The 18,837-nt window shown below is 64.2% G+C and carries 17 protein-coding genes; 13 read left to right on the plus strand and 4 right to left on the minus strand.

The window, feature by feature from the left end; all coding sequences use genetic code 11:
* Positions 1-50: 50 nt before the first annotated feature.
* The 3 genes from ACP7BV_RS01105 to ACP7BV_RS01115 are packed head-to-tail and all read right to left on the minus strand — an operon-like array spanning position 51 to position 4,447.
* Positions 51-776 carry a hypothetical protein gene (locus tag ACP7BV_RS01105; protein ID WP_426100621.1) on the minus strand — a complete coding sequence of 242 codons (726 nt, stop codon included), beginning with the start codon at positions 774-776 and terminating at the stop codon, positions 51-53.
* 36 nt (positions 777-812) lie between these two features.
* Entirely contained in the window at positions 813-2,210 is a 1,398-nt protein-coding gene (locus ACP7BV_RS01110) for an HlyD family type I secretion periplasmic adaptor subunit (protein ID WP_426100623.1), read from the minus strand.
* Positions 2,207-4,447 (minus strand): type I secretion system permease/ATPase, encoded by a 2,241-nt coding sequence (locus tag ACP7BV_RS01115; RefSeq protein ID WP_426100967.1) that lies wholly within the window; start codon positions 4,445-4,447, stop codon positions 2,207-2,209. The genes ACP7BV_RS01110 and ACP7BV_RS01115 overlap by 4 nt, the downstream gene beginning before the upstream one ends.
* 810 nt (positions 4,448-5,257) lie before the next feature.
* Between ACP7BV_RS01115 and ACP7BV_RS01120 the strand changes: the two genes are divergently transcribed.
* The 8 genes from ACP7BV_RS01120 (at position 5,258) to ACP7BV_RS01155 (ending at position 12,091) form a co-directional block, all read left to right on the plus strand.
* Positions 5,258-5,863: a MotA/TolQ/ExbB proton channel family protein gene (locus ACP7BV_RS01120; RefSeq protein ID WP_426100625.1), complete on the plus strand. Its 606-nt coding sequence runs from the start codon at positions 5,258-5,260 to the stop codon at positions 5,861-5,863.
* Positions 5,863-6,309, plus strand: coding sequence for an ExbD/TolR family protein (locus tag ACP7BV_RS01125; protein WP_426100969.1), 447 nt, complete (start codon positions 5,863-5,865; stop codon positions 6,307-6,309). The genes ACP7BV_RS01120 and ACP7BV_RS01125 overlap by 1 nt, the downstream gene beginning before the upstream one ends.
* A gap of 53 nt (positions 6,310-6,362) precedes the next feature.
* Positions 6,363-7,394, plus strand: coding sequence for a tetraacyldisaccharide 4'-kinase (gene lpxK / locus ACP7BV_RS01130; RefSeq protein ID WP_426100627.1), 1,032 nt, complete (start codon positions 6,363-6,365; stop codon positions 7,392-7,394).
* Positions 7,375-7,545 (plus strand): Trm112 family protein, encoded by a 171-nt coding sequence (locus ACP7BV_RS01135; RefSeq protein WP_426100629.1) that lies wholly within the window; start codon positions 7,375-7,377, stop codon positions 7,543-7,545. Before lpxK ends, ACP7BV_RS01135 begins: the two co-directional genes overlap by 20 nt.
* Positions 7,545-8,309 carry a 3-deoxy-manno-octulosonate cytidylyltransferase gene (gene kdsB, locus ACP7BV_RS01140; RefSeq protein WP_426100631.1) on the plus strand — a complete coding sequence of 255 codons (765 nt, stop codon included), beginning with the start codon at positions 7,545-7,547 and terminating at the stop codon, positions 8,307-8,309. Before ACP7BV_RS01135 ends, kdsB begins: the two co-directional genes overlap by 1 nt.
* Before the next feature lie 341 nt (positions 8,310-8,650).
* Positions 8,651-9,307 (plus strand): adenylate kinase, encoded by a 657-nt coding sequence (gene adk / locus ACP7BV_RS01145; protein ID WP_426100633.1) that lies wholly within the window; start codon positions 8,651-8,653, stop codon positions 9,305-9,307.
* 176 nt (positions 9,308-9,483) lie between these two features.
* A complete protein-coding gene (locus ACP7BV_RS01150) occupies positions 9,484-11,730 on the plus strand; it encodes a sodium-translocating pyrophosphatase (protein ID WP_426100635.1) in 2,247 nt (748 codons plus the stop codon).
* 169 nt (positions 11,731-11,899) lie between these two features.
* Positions 11,900-12,091 carry a DUF1059 domain-containing protein gene (locus ACP7BV_RS01155; RefSeq protein ID WP_426100637.1) on the plus strand — a complete coding sequence of 64 codons (192 nt, stop codon included), beginning with the start codon at positions 11,900-11,902 and terminating at the stop codon, positions 12,089-12,091.
* Positions 12,092-12,198: 107 nt separating this feature from the next.
* On the opposite strand, the gene ACP7BV_RS01160 is transcribed toward ACP7BV_RS01155, so the two are convergent.
* Positions 12,199-13,497 carry an acetyl-CoA hydrolase/transferase family protein gene (locus tag ACP7BV_RS01160; protein WP_426100639.1) on the minus strand — a complete coding sequence of 433 codons (1,299 nt, stop codon included), beginning with the start codon at positions 13,495-13,497 and terminating at the stop codon, positions 12,199-12,201.
* A gap of 173 nt (positions 13,498-13,670) precedes the next feature.
* Here ACP7BV_RS01160 and ACP7BV_RS01165 point away from each other — a divergent pair, with 173 nt between their 5' ends.
* From ACP7BV_RS01165 to ACP7BV_RS01185, 5 genes are all read left to right on the plus strand, one after another.
* Entirely contained in the window at positions 13,671-14,090 is a 420-nt protein-coding gene (locus ACP7BV_RS01165; protein WP_426100641.1) for a hypothetical protein, read from the plus strand.
* Between the two features lie 96 nt (positions 14,091-14,186).
* Positions 14,187-14,945, plus strand: a complete 759-nt coding sequence (locus ACP7BV_RS01170; RefSeq protein WP_426100643.1) for a 3-hydroxyacyl-CoA dehydrogenase — start codon at positions 14,187-14,189, stop codon at positions 14,943-14,945.
* A 68-nt stretch (positions 14,946-15,013) separates the two neighbouring features.
* Positions 15,014-16,777 (plus strand): gamma-glutamyltransferase, encoded by a 1,764-nt coding sequence (ggt, locus tag ACP7BV_RS01175; RefSeq protein ID WP_426100645.1) that lies wholly within the window; start codon positions 15,014-15,016, stop codon positions 16,775-16,777.
* Between the two features lie 131 nt (positions 16,778-16,908).
* Positions 16,909-18,078 carry a patatin-like phospholipase family protein gene (locus tag ACP7BV_RS01180; RefSeq protein WP_426100647.1) on the plus strand — a complete coding sequence of 390 codons (1,170 nt, stop codon included), beginning with the start codon at positions 16,909-16,911 and terminating at the stop codon, positions 18,076-18,078.
* 30 nt (positions 18,079-18,108) lie between these two features.
* Positions 18,109-18,837, plus strand: coding sequence for a response regulator transcription factor (locus tag ACP7BV_RS01185; RefSeq protein WP_426100649.1), 729 nt, complete (start codon positions 18,109-18,111; stop codon positions 18,835-18,837).

The following is an 18,837-nucleotide window of genomic DNA, read 5'->3' on the forward strand; positions in this document are numbered from 1 at the left end:
CGCCTGGGCGGCCCCCTTATCCGACAAGCGCCGTCGAGACCCCTGTCGCTCTACCGGAACGAATCGAAAATGGCAACGGTCTGGTTCTGGATATCACGCCAATGGGGAAGCAGAGCCGAGTCGTAGTCCATCGAAAATTCCAGATGCCGTACCCGGTCTTGATACGTGTGATCGCAGTGCTGACCTTTCAGCTGGCGCGCATAGGCACTGCATTGAATCAGCGTGCAGGCCGCGCCGCTGCTGTCGTCCCAGTACATAGACACCGGCCCGCCATAGGTTCTGGCATCGTTGTAGGGCGGCCTGGACGGCGCGTTGAAGCGGTGCAGGCCGCCGAAATGGCGTTGCGGGTCGCGCTCGAAAACATCCTTGTCAGTCAGGAGCATGGCATGTCCCGGCTGGTCCGCGTGGGCGATCGTGTAATTCATGCAGGTGCGTGCCGCTCTCGTTGCCAAGTCGGCGTCAACGGCCGGCGTGTAGCCCAGCACCGCCACCTTGATCCAGTCGGTATGCGCGTAGGCACGCAGGAAGTCGGCGCGCTCGCGCGGCAGCATGGGCGCCATGCTGGGATAGCGGAAACCCCATAAATTGTCGGTGATGAATCTGCGTCCGGCCACCATGCGCGTGGTGGCAAGAAAGGTATAGCGCTCTGCCGGGAACACCACGTGCCGGCCGTTCAGGTAGCCGTCAATGGGAGCCGGCGGGGCCTTGGGCGCGCGCAGCGTCGCCAGCAGCACGGCCAGCGCGCCGACCGCCAGGACGGGATAGATCGCTTTCATCAGTGCTCCTGCAGCCTGGGCCGCAAACTGGGTGGATCAGCGTTCGCGCAGGCTTTCGCCGCCGGCCTTTTGCACGGGACTTAACAGGAAATCGATAATGCGCCGGCGCCCGGTCTTGATTTCGGCCGTGATGTTCATGCCCGGCGCCAGCGCCACCCGCTTGCCATCGATGAGCATATCCTTTTGCGCGAACGTCAGCGTGGCCGGATAAAAGGCGCCATGCTTGTCGTCCGTGACGGCGTCGCTGGTGACCACGTCCACCCGCGCGCGCACCGTGCCGTAGCGGGTGTACGGAAAGGTCTCGAGCTTCACGTCCACCATCTGGCCGGCATACACGAAGCCGATGTCCTGGTTGGCCACGCTGACCTGGGCGCTGACCTGGGCCGAATCGGGCACCACGATCATCAGCTCCTGGGCCGGGGTGACCACGCCGCCGGCGGTATGGATGGCCAATTGCTGGATCACGCCGGCCACCGGCGCGCTCAGGTGGGTCAGCTGTTTGCGCTGGCTTGCCTTGCTGTGTTCGGCGTCGAGCTGCTGGTAACGGCTCTTGGCCTGCGCTTCGCGGTCGCTCAGGCTGCGCACCGCTTCGGCGCGGTAGGCCGCCTTGGCCTGCACCGATTCCTGCAGCGCCGAACGCGCTTCGATCAGGCGCGCGCGCTGGGTTGCCAGGTCGCGTTCGAGCTCGATGCGCTCGCGCGTCTTGTCCTGGGTGGCGTGGCCCGACATATAGCCCTGGCCCACCAGCTGCTTGAAGTCCGATTCGCGCGACTGGGCCAGCGGCACCGTCGCCTCCAGCTTGGCAACGCCCGCCTGCACCGTGTTCATTTCGGCCTGGCGGTGATCGCTGTCGGCGTCGAGCCGGGCCAGCCGCGCGCTGATGTCCAGCCATTCCGACTGCAGCTGGGCCGCATGCTGCGCGTTGTCACCGGCATCCGGGCGCCGCCCGTCGGCCAGCGCACGGAGCAGCGCGGCGCTGCGCTGCTGTTCGCTCAGGGCCGCGCTGCGCTGTTCAGCCACGCTGGCCTGGTCGGCACTGGCGGCGGTGGGGTCCAGTTCCACCAGCAGTTGGCCGGCCTGCACATGCTGGCCATCCTTGACCAGCACGCGCCGCACCACGCTCGCTTCGAGCGGCTGAATCAGTTTGGTGCGGTCGCTCACAATGATGCGCCCCGGCGCCACCGCCACGATATCGACCTGGCCGATGATGGACCAGGCCAGCGCCAGTACGAATAGTCCCATCAGGCACCAGGCCAGGCGCCGCGGCGCCGGGTGGGGCGGCGTTTCCTGCAGGCTGATGGCGGCCGGCAGGAAGGCCAGTTCGTCGGCCAGGCGCGCCGGACCGGCCAGCGCGGCGCGCTCGTCCCAGGCCGCGCCCAATACGCTGCGGTAGCGCGCGAGCAGCGCGCGCAGCGGATGGGGAGCGCCGCTCATGGCTGCGCCGCCGCAGCGGCGTCGATCGGCTGGCCGCCATCTTGCATGCGCCACAAGTGCGCATACAGGCCCGGCTGGGCCAGCAGCGCATCGTGGGCGCCGGCTTCGACGATATGGCCCTTGTCCATGACGATGATGCGGTCGGCCCGGCGGACCGAGCTTAAACGGTGGGCGATGATGATCACGGTGCGTCCCTTGCAGATCTGCGCCATGTTGCGCTGGATGATCGCCTCGCTTTCGTAGTCGAGGGCGCTGGTGGCCTCGTCCAGGATCAGGATGCGCGGATTGGTAAACAGCGCCCGTGCGATGGCCACGCGCTGGCGCTGGCCGCCGCTCAGGCTGCCGCCCTGTTCGCCGACCATGGTGTCGTAGCCTTCGGGCAATTCGCTGATGAACTCGTGGGCGCCGGCCATCCTGGCCGCGCCGATCACCGCTTCCAGCGGGGCGCCCGGGTCGGCAATGGCGATGTTTTCGCGCACGCTGCGGTTGAACAGCAAATTGTCTTGCAACACCACGCCGACCTGGCGGCGCAACTGGGCCGCGTCGATCAGGGCGATGTCGATGCCGTCGACCAGCAAGCGTCCCGCTTCGGGCGAATACAGGCGCTGAACCAGCTTGGTCAGCGTGCTTTTTCCCGAGCCGGAGCGGCCCACGATGCCGAGCACTTCGCCGGCGCGAATGGCCAGCGACACGCCGTTGAGCACGGGCGCGGCCTGCGGCCGGTAGCGGAAGGTCACGTTGTCGAGCGTGACATGGCCCTGCAGCTGGGGCAGTTGGGCGGCGCTCGCCGGCGCCACTTCGGTGCGGGTGTTGAGGATGTCGCCCAGGCGCGCCACCGAAATGCCGGTTTGCTGAAAATCGGTCCACAATTGCGCCATGCGCATGATCGGCTGCGACACGCGCTGGGCGAACATATTGAAGGCCACGAACTGGCCCACCGTCATTTCATTGTCCATCACCAGATGGGCGCCGTACCACAGCGTGGCCGCCCCCACCAGCTTGCCGATCAGGTTCACCCCCTCGTGGGCGATGCTGGCCAGGTTCTGGGTCTTGAAGCTGGCGGCGACATAGGCGGCCAGTTGCGCGTCCCATCGCTTGCCGAAAGCCGGTTCGAGCGCGGTCGCCTTGACGGTCTGGATCGCGCTCACCGTTTCCACCAGCATGGCCTGGTTCTCGGCGCCGCGCGCGAACTTCACGTCCAGGCGCTGGCGCAGCAGCGGCACCACCGCCAGGCTGAGGCCAAAGTAGAGCGGCAGGCTGACCAGCACGATCAGCGTCAGCGCTACGCTGTAAAACATCATCAGCGCGATGAACACGATGGAAAAAAACACGTCGAGCACCACCGTGAGCGCGTTGCCGGTTAAGAAATTGCGGATATTTTCCAGTTCGCGCACGCGCGCCACCGAGTCGCCCACGCGGCGCGCCTGAAAGTAGGCCAGCGGCAGCTGCACCAGGTGGCGGAACAGGCGCGCGCCCAGCTCGACGTCGATGCGGCTGGTGGTATGGCTAAAGACGTAGGCGCGCAAGGCACTGAGCACGCTCTCAAAAATGACCACCACCACCAGGCCGGTCACCAGCACATCGAGCGTGGTCACGCCCTTGTGCACCAGCACTTTGTCCATCACGACCTGGAAGAACAGCGGGCTGACCATGGCGAACAGCTGCAGCATGAAAGAAATGAGCAGCACTTCGCCGAGCAGCTTGCGGTATTTGACCAGGCTGGGAATGAACCAGGAAAAGTCGAACTTGGCCAGCGCGCCGGTCAGGCTGGCGCGGCTGGCCACCAAAATCAGCTGGCCAGTCCACTGGGCGGCGAAGGCGTCCAGCGCTTCAATCATGGGTCGCCCGCCGTTGCGGCCCGCTTCCTGGTACAGCACGCGCTGGCCGTCGCACTGGGCCAGGATGACAGCGCGCAGCGTGCCGTGCTCGCTGTGCATCAATGCCAGCGCCGGCAAGGGGGTGCTGCTGAAACGCTCGGCGGTGGTGTTGCTCAGTTTGGCCTTGAGGCCGAGATGACGGGCGCAGTGCAACAGATCGTTCACCGAAGGGGCGTCGCTGGGGGACAGGCCGAGCTGGTGGGCGACGGTGGCCGGGTCGGCGGGCAGTTGGTGAAAGTGAGCGATCGCGCACATCGCACGGAGCGCCGCCAGCGGGTCCGACGCCGACTCTGGCGCAACACCGGGCGCGCTGGACGCCTGGGCGGCACCATCGGCTTGCCCCTCGACTGCCACCTGCATTGACATCTGCACTGCGCTTGCACCTGCCATGCTGCTGCTCCATTGTCCAAGAGCTAATTCCAGCGACCGGGAAATAGTTGCGGTATTATACTTGTTGCCAAGAAATAATCACACAAGGAAATAAATTTTCCAGTTGCCGGCAGTCTTTGCGCGCGCTGCCACAAAGTTTGGCAGGTAAGAAATTGCTTTACCTTTCAACGACTTGCACGACTTCCATGCGCCTTGCACACACAGTTGTCCACAGAAGGTGTGCAAAACTTCGCCGCTGCCGCTATAGCGTGCTGCCATGTTATACAACAGGGTCAGACCACTTTTGCCGCGGGGCAGGCGCCACAAAGTTAAGCAGGTGTAAAATTTCCTTTGCTTTCAAACAGTTGTCGAGCTCCCCGAACGGTTGCACACAAAGTTGTCCACAGAAGATGTGCAAAAGCTCGCGATTGTGGATAAGTGGCGATGCCTTCAATTTACGCACCGGCATATATCCTATAAGAATCAATGACCTGCGGCAGTGCCAGGATCGTTGCACACAATCTTATCCACAGAAGTTGTGCAGAACTTGCCAGGCCGGGAAGCCCGAACCGATCACCTGCGGCTGCCGGTCAACCGGCGCCGTGATTAATTTTCTACTGCCTTGTTTTTGCGCATGACTATTTTTCTATTTAAAAACAAAGACTTGGCGACTTACCGCGATTCTTGCACACAATCTTATCCACAGAAGATGTGCAGAACTGTACTTGCCGTCCGGCTGGCAACACGTTACATTGCCGGGGTTCGTTCCGATCCGGTAGTACCCTTACTCAGGAGTTTGTTTTGCTCGCCATTCTTCAAGCTGCAGGCTGGCCTATCTGGCTATTGCTGATTGCCTCCATCGTCGCCGTGACGCTGATCATTGAACGCTCCATCTACCTGCGCCGCTCCAAGCTGCTGCCCAAGCAGCTGCTCGACGAGGTCATTCGCGTCTACCACAATGGCAAGATCACCCCTGACGTGATCGACAAGCTGCGCATCAATTCGCCGCTCGGCACCGTGCTGGCCGCCGCGCTGCGCAACGTCGAAGCGCCGCGCGAGATGATGAAGGAGTCGATCGAAGAAGCAGGGCGCGGCGTGGCCCACCTGCTGGAACGCTTCCTGACCACGCTGGGCACGATCGCCTCGCTCGCGCCGCTGATGGGCCTGTTCGGCACCATCGTCGGCATGATCGAGATCTTCGGTTCGCAGTCGGCCAGCGGCGCCAATCCGGCCCAGCTCGCGCACGGCATTTCGGTCGCGCTGTACAACACCGGTTTTGGCCTGGCCATCGCCATGCCCTCGCTGGTGGCGTACCGCCATTTCCGCGCGCTGGTCGACTCCTTCATCATCGACATGGAAATGCAGGCCGTCAAATTCGTCGACATCGTCCACGGTGCGCGCAAATGATGGACTTTCGCCGTGGCCGCAAGCGCGAGGATCCGGAAATTAACCTGATCCCGTTCATCGACGTGCTGCTGGTGATCCTGATCTTCCTGATGGTGACGACCACCTACAGCAAGTTTACCGAACTGCAGATCACGCTGCCGACGGCGGACGCCGAAAAAGCGCTCGACAAGCCGTTTGAATTGAACGTGACGGTCGACGCCAAGGGCAACTACACGATCAACAACACCGCGGTCTCGTTTCGCAGCGTGGCCGACCTGGCCGAAGACATGAAGCGCGCCGCCGGCGCCGCCAAGCCCGAAGGCGCGGCGGCCGACGTCAGTCCGGTTGTGATCGTCAACGCCGACCAGTTCGCGATGCACCAGATGGTCATCAACGTGCTGGAAGCTGCGCGCCTGGCCGGCTACGACAAGCTGACCTTCGCCGCGCAGACCGGCACCAAGAAGTAACAGGGACGCGCGGGTAGCTTTCCGCGCTCCCTGGCTTCTCCATCCGATCGCCCATGGCTTCCCCTTCCTTTGAAACGACGCTCACCCGAGCCTGGCAGCGCCGCGGGTTGCTGGCCCGCGCGCTGTGGCCGGTCTCGCTGCTGTTTCGGGCACTAACAAGCCTGCGCGCGCTGCTGTATCGCACCGGCTTGAAGCAGTCCACGCACCTGCCGGTGCCGGTGGTCGTGGTCGGAAACATCTTCATCGGCGGCACCGGCAAGACCCCGCTGACGATCTGGCTGTGCGGCGTATTGCGCGAAGCAGGCTTTCGGCCAGGCGTGGTCTCGCGCGGCCATGGCGCCAGCGGCCAGGCGCCGCGCGCCGTGACGGCGGCGTCCACGCCGCAGGAAGTGGGCGACGAGCCGCTGCTGATCCACGTGCGCAGCGGCTGCCCGGTGGTGGTGGGGCGGTCCCGCGCGGCGGCCGCGCAAGCGCTGCTGGCGCTGCACCCCGAGGTCGATATCCTGGTCTCCGACGACGGCTTGCAGCACTACGCCTTGCAGCGCGACGTCGAAATCATGCTGTTCGACGCGCGCGGCGCGGGCAATGGCTATCTGCTGCCGGCCGGTCCCTTGCGCGAGCCGGCCACGCGCCGGCGCGATTTCACCGTCGTCAACGCACCGCAACTGACCGACGCGCTGCGCCAGGCCGTGGGCGGCCAGCCGTACCGCATGCAGCTTGAAGGCGCGCTGGCCGAGCCCTTGCTGCGCCCGGGGCAGGGCGTGGCGCTGGCGTCGCTGGCCGGCAGGCGCATCGTGGCGGCGGCCGGCATCGGCAATCCGGCGCGCTTTTTCGCCATGCTGCGCGCCGCCGGCCTGGACGTGGACGAGCTGGCGCTGCCCGACCATCACGATTTCCTGGACCAGCCGTTTGCCGGCTTGGACGCCGAGATCATCCTGATCACCGAGAAGGATGCAGTAAAATGTCGGCAAATTGAACATCTCAAAGACGACCCGAGACTGTGGGTCGTTCCGGTGACGGCGCAGCTTGACGCCGCGCTGGCCGAACACATTGTGGAGAAATGCCGTGGACGCTCGCCTGCTTGACATCCTGGTCTGCCCTGTATGCAAAGGGCCGTTGGAGTACGACAAAAAAGCGCAGGAACTGACCTGCCGCCCCGACCGACTGGCCTTCCCGATCCGCGACGGCATCCCGATCATGTGGGCCGACGAAGCGCGCAAGATCGAGCCCGTGTAATGGGCGCGGCCAACGGTTTCATCGTCATCATCCCGGCGCGCCTGGCTTCAACGCGCCTGCCGAACAAGCCGCTGGCCGACCTTGGCGGCAAACCGATGGTGGTGCGGGTGGCCGAACGGGCCGCCTTGTCGGGCGCTGCGCGGGTTGTCGTGGCCACCGATCACGACGACATCGCCGCCGCCTGCATCGCGCACGGGGTGGAAGTGTGCATGACGCGCGCCGACCATCCGTCGGGCACCGACCGCATCGCCGAAGTGGCGCGCGCGCTGGAACTGGCGCCCGACGCGGTGGTGGTCAATCTGCAGGGCGACGAGCCGCTGATCGACCCGGCGTTGCTGGGAGCTGCTGCCGCCTGCATCAGCGACGCGGTGCCGATGGCCACTTGCGCCCACCCGATCGGCGACGCAGCCGACGCGTTCAATCCCAACGTGGTAAAAGTGGTGCTCGATAAACTGGGACGGGCCCTGTATTTTTCGCGCGCGACCATCCCGTGGCACCGCGACGCGTTTGGCGCCGATCGGGCGGCGCTGCCGGCCGGGTATGTGCCGCTGCGCCATATTGGTTTGTACGCCTACAGCAACCGCTTCCTGCAAGTGTATCCGGGACTTGAAGCCTCGCCCCTGGAAGACATCGAAGCGCTGGAACAGCTGCGCGTGCTGTGGCACGGCTATCCGATTGCGGTGCACGTGACCGACAGTGCGCCGGCGGCGGGGGTGGATACGCCGGAAGATCTGGCGCGCGTACGCAAGCACTACACACAGTAAAATCATCTCCCATCGTCCTCGCGAAACGCGGCGTTTTTTGGGATCGGGCGTAGGTCGGATAAGCGCAGCGCAATCCGACGTGCGTCAACGCGACGCATGTCGGATTGCGCTAGCGCTTATCCGACCTACATTCCTCACTGCGGTACGTAAAAACCGGTAACTGAGTTTACTTACACGAACATTGCAAGCGGTCAAAACATCCCCGTTTTGCGCCATATCAAGCAAAAAGACGGCAATTCACCCCCCGATTGGCGTTGACGCATACTTTTGTGGTAAGTTTCGTATCAAGGTCATCGCATATGCATCACCACCAATTTTAAATCAGTCTTAGGAATTTTTTCATGCGTCTCATTCTGTTAGGAGCACCCGGCGCCGGCAAGGGCACCCAAGCTAACTTCATCAAAGAAAAATACAACATCCCGCAAATTTCCACCGGCGACATGCTGCGTGCCGCCATCAAGGCCGGCACCGAACTTGGCCTGGCTGCGAAAAAAGTGATGGATGTGGGCGACCTGGTGGGTGACGACATTATCATTGGCCTCGTCAAAGAGCGCCTGAAAGACGCAGACTGCAAGTCCGGTTATTTGTTCGACGGTTTTCCACGCACCGTCGCCCAGGCCGACGCCATGAAAGAAGCGGGCGTGGGCATCGACTACGTGCTTGAAATCGACGTCCCTGACGAGCTAATCGTGGACCGCATGAGCGGTCGCCGCTCGCACCCCGCCTCGGGGCGCGTGTACCACATCACCAACAATCCGCCAAAAGTGGACAATATCGACGACGTCACCGGCGAGCCGCTGGTTCAGCGTCCCGACGACAAGGAAGAAACCGTCAAGAACCGCCTGTCGGTCTACCATAACCAGACCGAAGTCCTGCTGGGCTACTACAACGACTGGGCCACATCGGGCCTGGCCGGCGCGCCAAAATACCGCCGCATTTCCGGTGTCGGACCTGTCGACACCATCCGCGACGCGGCCTTCGCGGCGCTGTCGGAATAAATGTAAAAACAGATGTAAAAAGAAGCGGACGCCAAGTCCGCTTTTTTAATGCGGATGCTTTGCCATCCCTCGCTCCAGATGTTGATTCAACGTTTTGCAGTGCGCAGTAAGGCAGGCCTACCCGGCCTTTCGGATGTGTTTTTGTGTTACTTGAAAAAATAGGATAAGGGGACGACATGGCAGAAAGCTATTTGATCTTTGCAGTGGCATGCGGCGTGATCGCCGTCATCTACGGTCTGCTCACGCGCAGCTGGATTCTCAAGCAGGACCCCGGCAACGCCCGGATGCAGGAAATCGCACAGGCCATCCAGGAAGGCGCAGCCGCCTACCTCGCGCGCCAGTACCGCACCATTGCCATCGTCGGGGTGGTGCTCCTGATTGCCATCGGCATCCTGCTCGACATGAACACCGCCATCGGCTTTGCGCTGGGCGCCGTGCTCTCGGGTGCGTGCGGTTTCATCGGCATGAACGTCTCCGTGCGCGCCAACGTGCGCACCGCGCAGGCGGCGACCAAGGGCATGAACCAGGCGCTCGACGTTGCCTTCAAGGGCGGCGCCATCACCGGCATGCTGGTGGTCGGCCTGGGCCTGCTGGGCGTCACGCTGTTTTACTGGATGCTCTCGCGCCAGGCCGCCGGCAGCCCCCTGACTTCCCACGACATCATCAAGCCGCTCATTGGCCTGGCCTTCGGCGCCTCGCTGATCTCGATTTTCGCGCGGTTGGGCGGCGGCATCTTCACCAAGGGCGCCGACGTTGGCGCCGACCTGGTGGGCAAGGTCGAAGCGGGCATCCCCGAAGATGATCCGCGCAATCCTGCCGTCATCGCCGACAACGTGGGCGACAACGTCGGCGACTGCGCCGGCATGGCCGCCGACCTGTTCGAAACCTACGTCGTCACCCTGATCGCCACCATGCTACTCGGCGCGCTGATGATCACCAACGCCGGCACCACCCCGGTCATCTATCCGCTGCTGCTGGGCGCCGTGTCGATCATCGGCTCGATTGTCGGCTGCTCGCTGGTCAAGGCCAAGCCGGGCAAAAAAATCATGTCGGCCCTGTACACGGGCCTGTGGTGGGCGGCCGGCCTGTCGCTGATCGGCTTTGCCGCCGTCACCTGGATGGTGTGGGCCGAAGAAGCGATGCGCATGAAGATGATGGGCTGCGCCGTGGTTGGCATTGTCCTCACCGGCCTGATGGTCTACATCACCGAGTACTACACCGGCACCGAATTCAAACCCGTGCAGCACATCGCCGAAGCCTCCACCACCGGCCACGGCACCAACATCATCGCCGGCCTGGGCGTGTCGATGAAGTCGACCGCGTATCCGGTGCTGGCCGTGTGCGCCGCGATCCTGGCCTCGTACCAGATGGGGCAGTTGTACGGGATTGCGATTGCCGCCACGTCGATGCTGTCGATGGCCGGCATCATCGTCGCGCTCGATGCGTATGGACCGATCACCGACAACGCCGGCGGCATCGCCGAAATGTCGGGCATGCCTGAATCGGTGCGCGCCATTACCGATCCGCTGGACGCGGTGGGCAACACCACCAAGGCCGTGACCAAGGGCTACGCAATCGGTTCGGCCGGCCTGGCCGCGCTGGTGCTGTTTGCCGACTATACGCACGCGCTGGAATCGGCCGGCAAGGCCGCCTCGTTCAGCCTGTCGGACCCGATGGTAATCGTCGGCCTGTTCATCGGCGGGCTGATTCCCTACCTGTTCGGGGCGATGGCGATGGAAGCGGTGGGGCGCGCCGCCGGCGCCGTGGTGGTCGAAGTGCGGCGCCAGTTCCGCGATATCAAGGGCATCATGGATGGCACCGGCAAGCCGGAATACGACAAGGCGGTCGACATGTTGACCGCCTCGGCGATCAAGGAAATGATCTTGCCGTCGCTGCTGCCGGTGGTGGTGCCGGTGGTGGTGGGCATGCTGCTGGGGCCTGCCGCCCTGGGCGGCCTGCTGATGGGTACCATCGTCACCGGCCTGTTCGTCGCCATCTCCATGACCACGGGCGGAGGCGCATGGGATAACGCCAAGAAGTACATCGAAGACGGCCACTTTGGCGGCAAGGGCTCGGAAGCGCACAAGGCGGCGGTCACGGGCGACACCGTGGGCGACCCGTACAAGGACACGGCCGGTCCCGCGGTCAACCCCCTGATCAAGATCATCAACATCGTCGCGCTGCTGCTGGTGCCGCTGCTGCCGGTGACGGGCTGGATTGCCGTCACGCCGGCCGCGGCGATGCATGCGCCGGCAGTGATGCCAGCGTCGCCCGTGGCCCCGCTGCCGATGGCCGCGCCGGCGGCGCAGAACATCGAACCGTCGGTGGTGCCGATGCCTGCGCCGACACCGGACGTCGTCCCCGCCAACCCGGTACCGGCCGACCTCAAAAAGGATGAAGGCGAACCGGTCCAGCTCAAGTAGCGCGCCACGGAGTTCACCCCTGTTTCCTTAACCAAGCCGTCCGGCCCCCGCCGCGCGGCTTTTTTTCATGAAACTCCACCCCGGGGTAGACCTGGTCTTGCTGCTGCTTGAATTTTGCGCGCGCGGACCTATACTTTTTTGTGGGAGTTTATTTTTGGAGGAGGCCATCATGTCCCGCAAATATATCGATTGCCGCGAGTTTCCCAGCGAATCCAAGTGCACCGTCACGATTGCCGCCGACAGCGACGCCGAGTTGATGGAAGTGGCCGTGCAGCACGCGGTCAGCGTGCACAATCACCAGGACACGCCAGCGTTTCGTCAGCAACTGCGCGAAGCCATTCGCGAAGGCACGCCAGCCTGACTGGACCGGTTGCCCGTCTTGCACCATGCTTCATTGAAAGGCATGGTGCAAGGCGTAGCCTTTTCAATCACCGCCACGTCGCGTCAATATTGCCGCTGAACGCGCCGTTAAAACACGCCCATCTTGTTGGCCGCCGCGCGCAGTTCGCCGCGGAAATCCGGATGCGCAATCGCAATGAGCGCCTGCGCGCGCTGCTTGGCCGACTTGCCGCGCAGCTGCGCCACACCGTACTCGGTGACCACATAGTTGACGTCATTCTTGCTGGTGCTCACATGCGTGCCGGGCGAGAGCACGGGCACAATGCGCGACAAGGTGTTGTCCTTCGCCGTCGACGGCAGCACGATGAACGACTTGCCCCCGCGCGAACGGTTGGCCGCGCGCACAAAGTCGCTCTGGCCTCCCGTGCCGGAATAGGGCAGGTGGCCGATGCTCTCGGACCCGCACTGGCCCAGCAAGTCCACCTGCAAGCTGGCGTTGATCGACATCAGCTTGTCGTTTTGCCCGGCGATGTACGGGTCGTTGGTAAAGTTCGACGGATGCATTTCGATCATCGGATTGTGGTGCATGAATTGGTACAGCTTGTTCGAGCCCAGCGCGAAGGTCGCCACCATCTTGCCTTTCATGAAGCTCTTCTGGCGGTTGGTGACGGCGCCGCACTCGACCAGCGTGAGGATGCCGTCGCCCATCATTTCGGTATGGATGCCCAGGTCGTGCTTGCCGGACAGTTGCATCACGACGGCGTCGGGAATGCCGCCGTAGCCGATTTGCAGCGTCGAGCCGTCGTCGATCATGTCGGCCACGTATTTGCCGATCGCTTCTTGCACCGGCCCGATGGTCGGCAAACCCACCTCCATGACCTGTTCGGCGCTCTCGACGATGCGCGTGACTTGCGAGATGTGCACGTGGCACTGCCCGTGCGCGAACGGCACGTTGGGATTGCACTCGAGCACCACTGCGCGCGCCTTGGCCACGGCCGCCATGGTGTAGTCGGTGCCCAGGCTCAATGAAAAGAAGCCCTGTTCATTCATGGGCGAGGCCAGCGAAAAGACCGCGTCGGCCGGCATCAGGCCGTCGTCGATCAGCTTGGGGAGTTCTGAAAAATAATTCGGAATGAAGTCGCACCAGCCGGTCTGGCCCGCCGCGCGCGAGGCGCCGCCCAAAAACAGCGCCGCGTGACGAACGTGATGAGCCGTGTCGATGTCAAAATAATCGAACTTGCGCATCGCCAGAATTTGCGCCACCTTGACGTCCTGAAACGTTCGGCGCTCGCTTGATAGCGCCGTCAACAACGCCGGCGGCTCGCCCACGCCGGTGGGCACGATGATCATATCGCCATCGCGCAATACGGCCAGCGCCTCGGCCGCCTTGCATAATTTTTCCTGGTACATCTGCTGTGCCGTTTGCATAATGCGTCTCCTATAGTTTGCGCCATGGTACAGGGGCAAACTGACCCGTGCCTGACGCAGTGTCTGACGTAGGGCTAGCTGCGGGCCTTGTTACAAAGTGTTTCGCGCGCTAACGAACCGTGGTCCGCAAGCACATAATGAGCTGTTGGCCATGCGCCCCCGGGAGGACCTTCATGAACCTGCTGAAACCAGTCTTGCTCTCGGCCCTCGCCGCGAGCGCCTTGTTCGCAAACGGCGCGGCAGCAACCGAACGGCCGCCGCGCGTGGGCGAGGAAAGAATCGTGCCGAAAAAGCCGGCTGACGGGAAACCCGCGCCCGCCAAAAAGCCGGCCCAGCGGCGTGCCGTTCGGCAAGTACTGGACGACGATGTGCGCCCGGCGCCGCCGCCGGCAGTGTATGCACCCCAATTGACGTCGCCACCATCCTCGCTGCCGGTTCCGGGCGTGGCGCCGGGGCCGCTGAACCTCAACTGCGTGGGCGCCACCTGCACCGACGCCAACGGCGGCCGCTTCAATGGCGGGGTCGGCACCACGCTGATCAGTCCCCAGGGCAAGTTATGCAATAACAATGGCATGACGGTGCAGTGCTTCTAAAAATTGCGGCTGACCGGTTTTTCCCGCCCAAAGTTCGATACAATCGGGTTACTTGACGTTTACGTAAACGTTACACAGAACTTTTAAGGGGATATCATGCAAATCGAAAACAATGTATTTATCATCACCGGCGGCGCATCGGGCCTGGGCGCCGCTACCGCGCGCATGCTGGTCGAGGCGGGCGCGAAAGTCGTGCTGGCCGACGTGCAGGTGGAAGCTGGCAAAGCGCTGGCCGCCGAATTGCAAGGCAGCTTCGTCAAGTGCGACGTGACTTCCGAGGCCGATGGCCTGGCCGTCGTGGCCGCCGCCACCGCGCTGGGCACGCTGCGCGGACTGATCAACTGCGCCGGCGTCGCACCGGCCGTCAAAACCGTCGGCAAGGATGGACCGCACCCGCTCGACGTGTTTCAGCGTACCGTCAACATCAACCTGGTGGGCACCTTCAACATGGCGCGCCTGGCTGCCGACGCGATGGGCAAGCTTGACGCTGCCGAGTCGGGCGAACGCGGCGTGATCATCAACACCGCTTCGGTGGCGGCCTACGACGGCCAGATCGGCCAGGCCGCTTACGCTTCCTCGAAGGCGGCCGTGGTCGGCCTGACGCTGCCGATGGCGCGCGACCTGGCGCGCAGCGGCATCCGCGTAATGACGATCGCCCCCGGTATTTTTGAAACGCCCATGTTGATGGGCATGCCCGAAGAAGTGCGCACCGCGCTGGGCAATATGGTTCCGTTCCCGCAGCGCCTGGGCCGCCCGTCCGAGTACGCGCAGCTGGCCCGCGCCATCATCGAGAACACCATGCTCAATGGCGAAACCATCCGTCTTGACGGCGCGATCCGCATGCAACCGAAGTAACGCAATTCCTGTACGATACCGGTGTTCAAGCGCGCGGCCTGGGGCCGCGCGTTTCATTTGGAGAGTACATGGTCAAGTTGAAGCTGCTGGCGCTGGCCTGCGCGTGTGTCGTTAGCCAGGCGCCGGCGCAAGATGCCGTCCAGGCGGCGCCTGAAGTGGCCACCGGCTACGCCGCCAAGGCAGGCTGGGCATCGAAAAAATTCATGGTCGCCGCAGCCAATCCGCTCGCGGTCGATGCCGGTTACCAGATGCTCAAAAAAGGCGGCAGTGCGATTGACGCGGCCATCGCGGTGCAACTGGTGCTCACGCTGGTCGAGCCGCAGTCCTCGGGCATTGGCGGGGGCGCGTTCCTGATGCACTATGACGGCAAGACCATGCAAGCGTTCGACGGGCGCGAAACGGCGCCTTCGGCCGCCACCGAGAAGCTGTTCCAAAACCCCGATGGCACACCCGTCTCGCGCATGACCGGGGTGGTGGGCGGGCGCTCGACCGGCGCGCCGGGCGTACTGCGCATGCTCGCCATGGTGCACAAGCAGCACGGCAAGCTGCCATGGAAGGTGCTGTTCGCGCCCGCCATCGGGCTGGCCGAGCACGGCTTTGCCGTCAGCGCGCGCCTGAACGGCTTGCTGGCCTACGACCAGCACATCGGCAAGGATCCGCAAGCCGGTGCTTATTTTTACAAGGATGGCAAGCCGTGGCCTAGCGGCCACGTGTTGAAAAACCCGGCGCTCGCTGCCACCTTGCGCGAAATCGCCGCAGGCGGAGCGGAAGTGTTTTACACCGGCCCGATTGCGCGCGATATCGCCGCCAAGGTGGCATCGCACCCGACCAATCCGGGCTTGCTGACGGCGGCCGACATCAAGGCTTACCGGCCCAAGCTGCGTTCGCCCGTGTGCAGCGACTACCGCGCCTACACCGTGTGCGGCATGCCGCCGCCCTCGTCAGGCGGGATCGCAATCGCGCAACTGCTCGGCATTCTGGAAACGCGCAACCTGGGCGCCTATCCGCCGGTCAATGGCGTGCCCGCCATCGAGGCGCTGCACTTGATGACCGAAGCTGCGCGCCTGGCTTACGCCGACCGCAATCGCTACGCGGCCGACACCGACTTCGTGCCGCTGCCGGGGCGCGGCGTGGCCGGCCTGATCGACAAAGCTTACCTGGCCAAGCGGGCCGCGCTGATCGGCGAAAAATCAATGGGCACCGCGCCCGCCGGCACCCCGCCCGGCATGGAGGTGGCGTGGGGCCGCGACAACGCGATCGAAACGGCCTCTACCTCGCACGTGGTGGTGGTGGACGGGCGCGGCGGCGCGGTCTCGATGACGACCTCGGTGGAAGACGCTTTCGGGTCGCGCCAGATGGTGCGCGGTTTCATCCTCAACAACCAGCTCACCGATTTCTCGTTCGATTCGGCCGACGCCGACGGGCCCGTCGCCAACCGGGTCCAGGCCGGCAAGCGCCCGCGCAGTGCCATGTCGCCCACGATCGTGTTCGACCGCGCCAGCAAGAAGCTGGTGATGGCGGTCGGTTCGCCCGGCGGGCCGGCGATCATCAACTACGTGGCCAAGACGCTGGTGGGCACGCTCGACTGGGGGTTGAACGTGCAGCAGGCCATTAACCTGCCCAATTTTGGCAGCCGCAACGGACCGACGGAGCTGGAGACCGGGCGTTTTCCACCGGCGGTGCAGGAAGCGTTAAAGGCGCGCGGGCACAGCCTGCGCAGCTTCGAGATGAATTCCGGCCTGCACGCGATCGAGCGCATCAACATTCATGGGCAAGACTGGTGGTTCGGCGGCGCCGACCCGCGCCGCGAAGGCGTAGCCAAAGGCGACTGAGCGGGAACGGTGCACGAATCCAAACGGAAATCCACCTCCCGTTGGGGATGCTGTGGTGGTCTGTCCCCAAAAATGCTCAAACCGCAAGGTTTTGCTATCGTACACGCCTTAAACCCTGATACCCTTGCTGTATGGGAATAGAACAGAAAACCGGCTTGATTCTTTCCGGGGGCGGTGCGCGCGCCGCTTACCAGGTGGGCGTGCTGCAAGCGATCTCCCAGATCCTGTGGGAAGCGGGCTGGCGCCCCGCGCGCAATCCCTTCGATATCATCTGCGGCACCTCGGCCGGCGCGATCAACGCGGTGGCCCTGGCCTGCCGCGCCGACAACTTTAGCGAAGGCGTGCAAAAGCTGCTCGACGTCTGGGAAAACTTCACCGTCGACCAGGTCTACCGCGCCGATTCGCTGGGCGTGATCCGTTCCGGTGCGCGCTGGCTCTCGCTGCTCTCGTTCGGCTGGCTGCTGCGCAAGTGGCGCGCCTCGCCGCCTACTTCACTGCTCGACAACACTCCGCTGGTGGGCCTCTTGCACCGCATGCTCGACCTGCCGCGGCTGGACGCGGCGCTCGGCGACGGCTTGCTGCACGCGCTGGCCGTGACCGCCTCGTCCTACACCGCCGGCAACCACGTCACCTTTTACCAGACCGCGGCCGACATCGCGCCCTGGATCCGCATGCAGCGCATCGCCATGCAGCACCAGATCGGCGTCGAACACTTGCTCGCCTCGTCCGCCATTCCCTTCATTTTTCCGGCCGTGCCGCTGTACCTGGGCGGGCGGCGCGAGTTTTGCGGCGACGGCTCGATGCGCCAGCTGGCCCCCATTTCGCCGGCCATCCACCTCGGTGCGACCAAGGTGCTGGTGATCGGCGCCGGGCGCCTGCACGAACCGGCCGTGCACGACGCCGAGCAGGCGCGCTATCCGAGCCTGGCGCAAATCGCCGGCCACGCCATGTCGTCGATCTTTCTCGATTCGCTGGCGGTCGACATTGAACGGCTCAACCGCATCAACCTGACGCTGTCGATGCTGCCGCCCGAGTACCTGGCCAAAACGCCCCTCAAACCGGTCGAGCTGCTGGTGATCGCGCCCTCCGAACGGCTCGACACCATCGCCGCGCGCCACACGGGCAGCCTGCCGGCCCCGGTGCGCACCATGCTTTCGGGGATCGGCGCGACCGAGGCGCGCGGCGCGGCGCTGGCGTCTTATCTGCTGTTCGAATCGAGCTACACCTGCGAACTGATACGCCTGGGCCAGCGCGACACCCAGGCGCGCAAAACCGATGTCCTGAAGTTTTTCGGCGACTAGGCCCAAGCACAACATGAAAAAGGACATCGCATGAAAGCGCTGGTAGTGGACGACGATATTGTTTCGCGCATGGCCTTGATCGACCTGCTGTCGGTGTATGGCGTGTTCGACCTGGTCGAAGCCGAAGACGGCGAGGCCGCCTGGGCCCTGCTCGAGGCGGGCCTGCGCCCCGTCATCTGCTTTTGCGACGTGCGCATGCCGCGCATGTCCGGCATCGACCTGCTGCAGCGGATCAAGGCCGCGCCGGCACTGGCCGCGCTGCCTTTCGTGCTGGTGTCCTCGGCCTCGGACCGCGACACGGTGCTGCAGGCCGTGGCGCTGGGTGCGGTGGGCTACATCCTCAAGCCGCTGCACGCGCTTGAGGCGCGCGCCCACCTCGACAAAATTTTCAAGGTCACGCTCGATAAGCTGGCCGAAGACCCGCTCGTCACGGCCCAGCGCCTGCATATCGGCAGCGAGCGCCTGCTGGCCTACTTGGGCGCCTTCGGCGAGCAGCTCGACAGCGGGCGGCGCGACCTGGCCGCGCTGCTGGAGGCCGGCAATACGGACGACGCCAGGCTGCGCGTGGACGCTTTTTTGAACGGCTGCGCCACGCTCGGCCTGTGGCAGGCGGCGGCCACGCTCGACGTGGCGCGCCAGGGCGCCAACGACAGCGCCAGCCTGGACGCGGCCTTGTGCGCCGTGGCCGATGCCGTGCAGCGCCAGGCCAGGCGCGTGCGCGCCGCCGGCGCCACGCCGGCTAGACGCGCCGCGGCCTGA

Source organism: Massilia sp. TSP1-1-2 (assembly GCF_049896185.1).
Classification (GTDB): Bacteria; Pseudomonadota; Gammaproteobacteria; order Burkholderiales; family Burkholderiaceae_D; genus Telluria_A.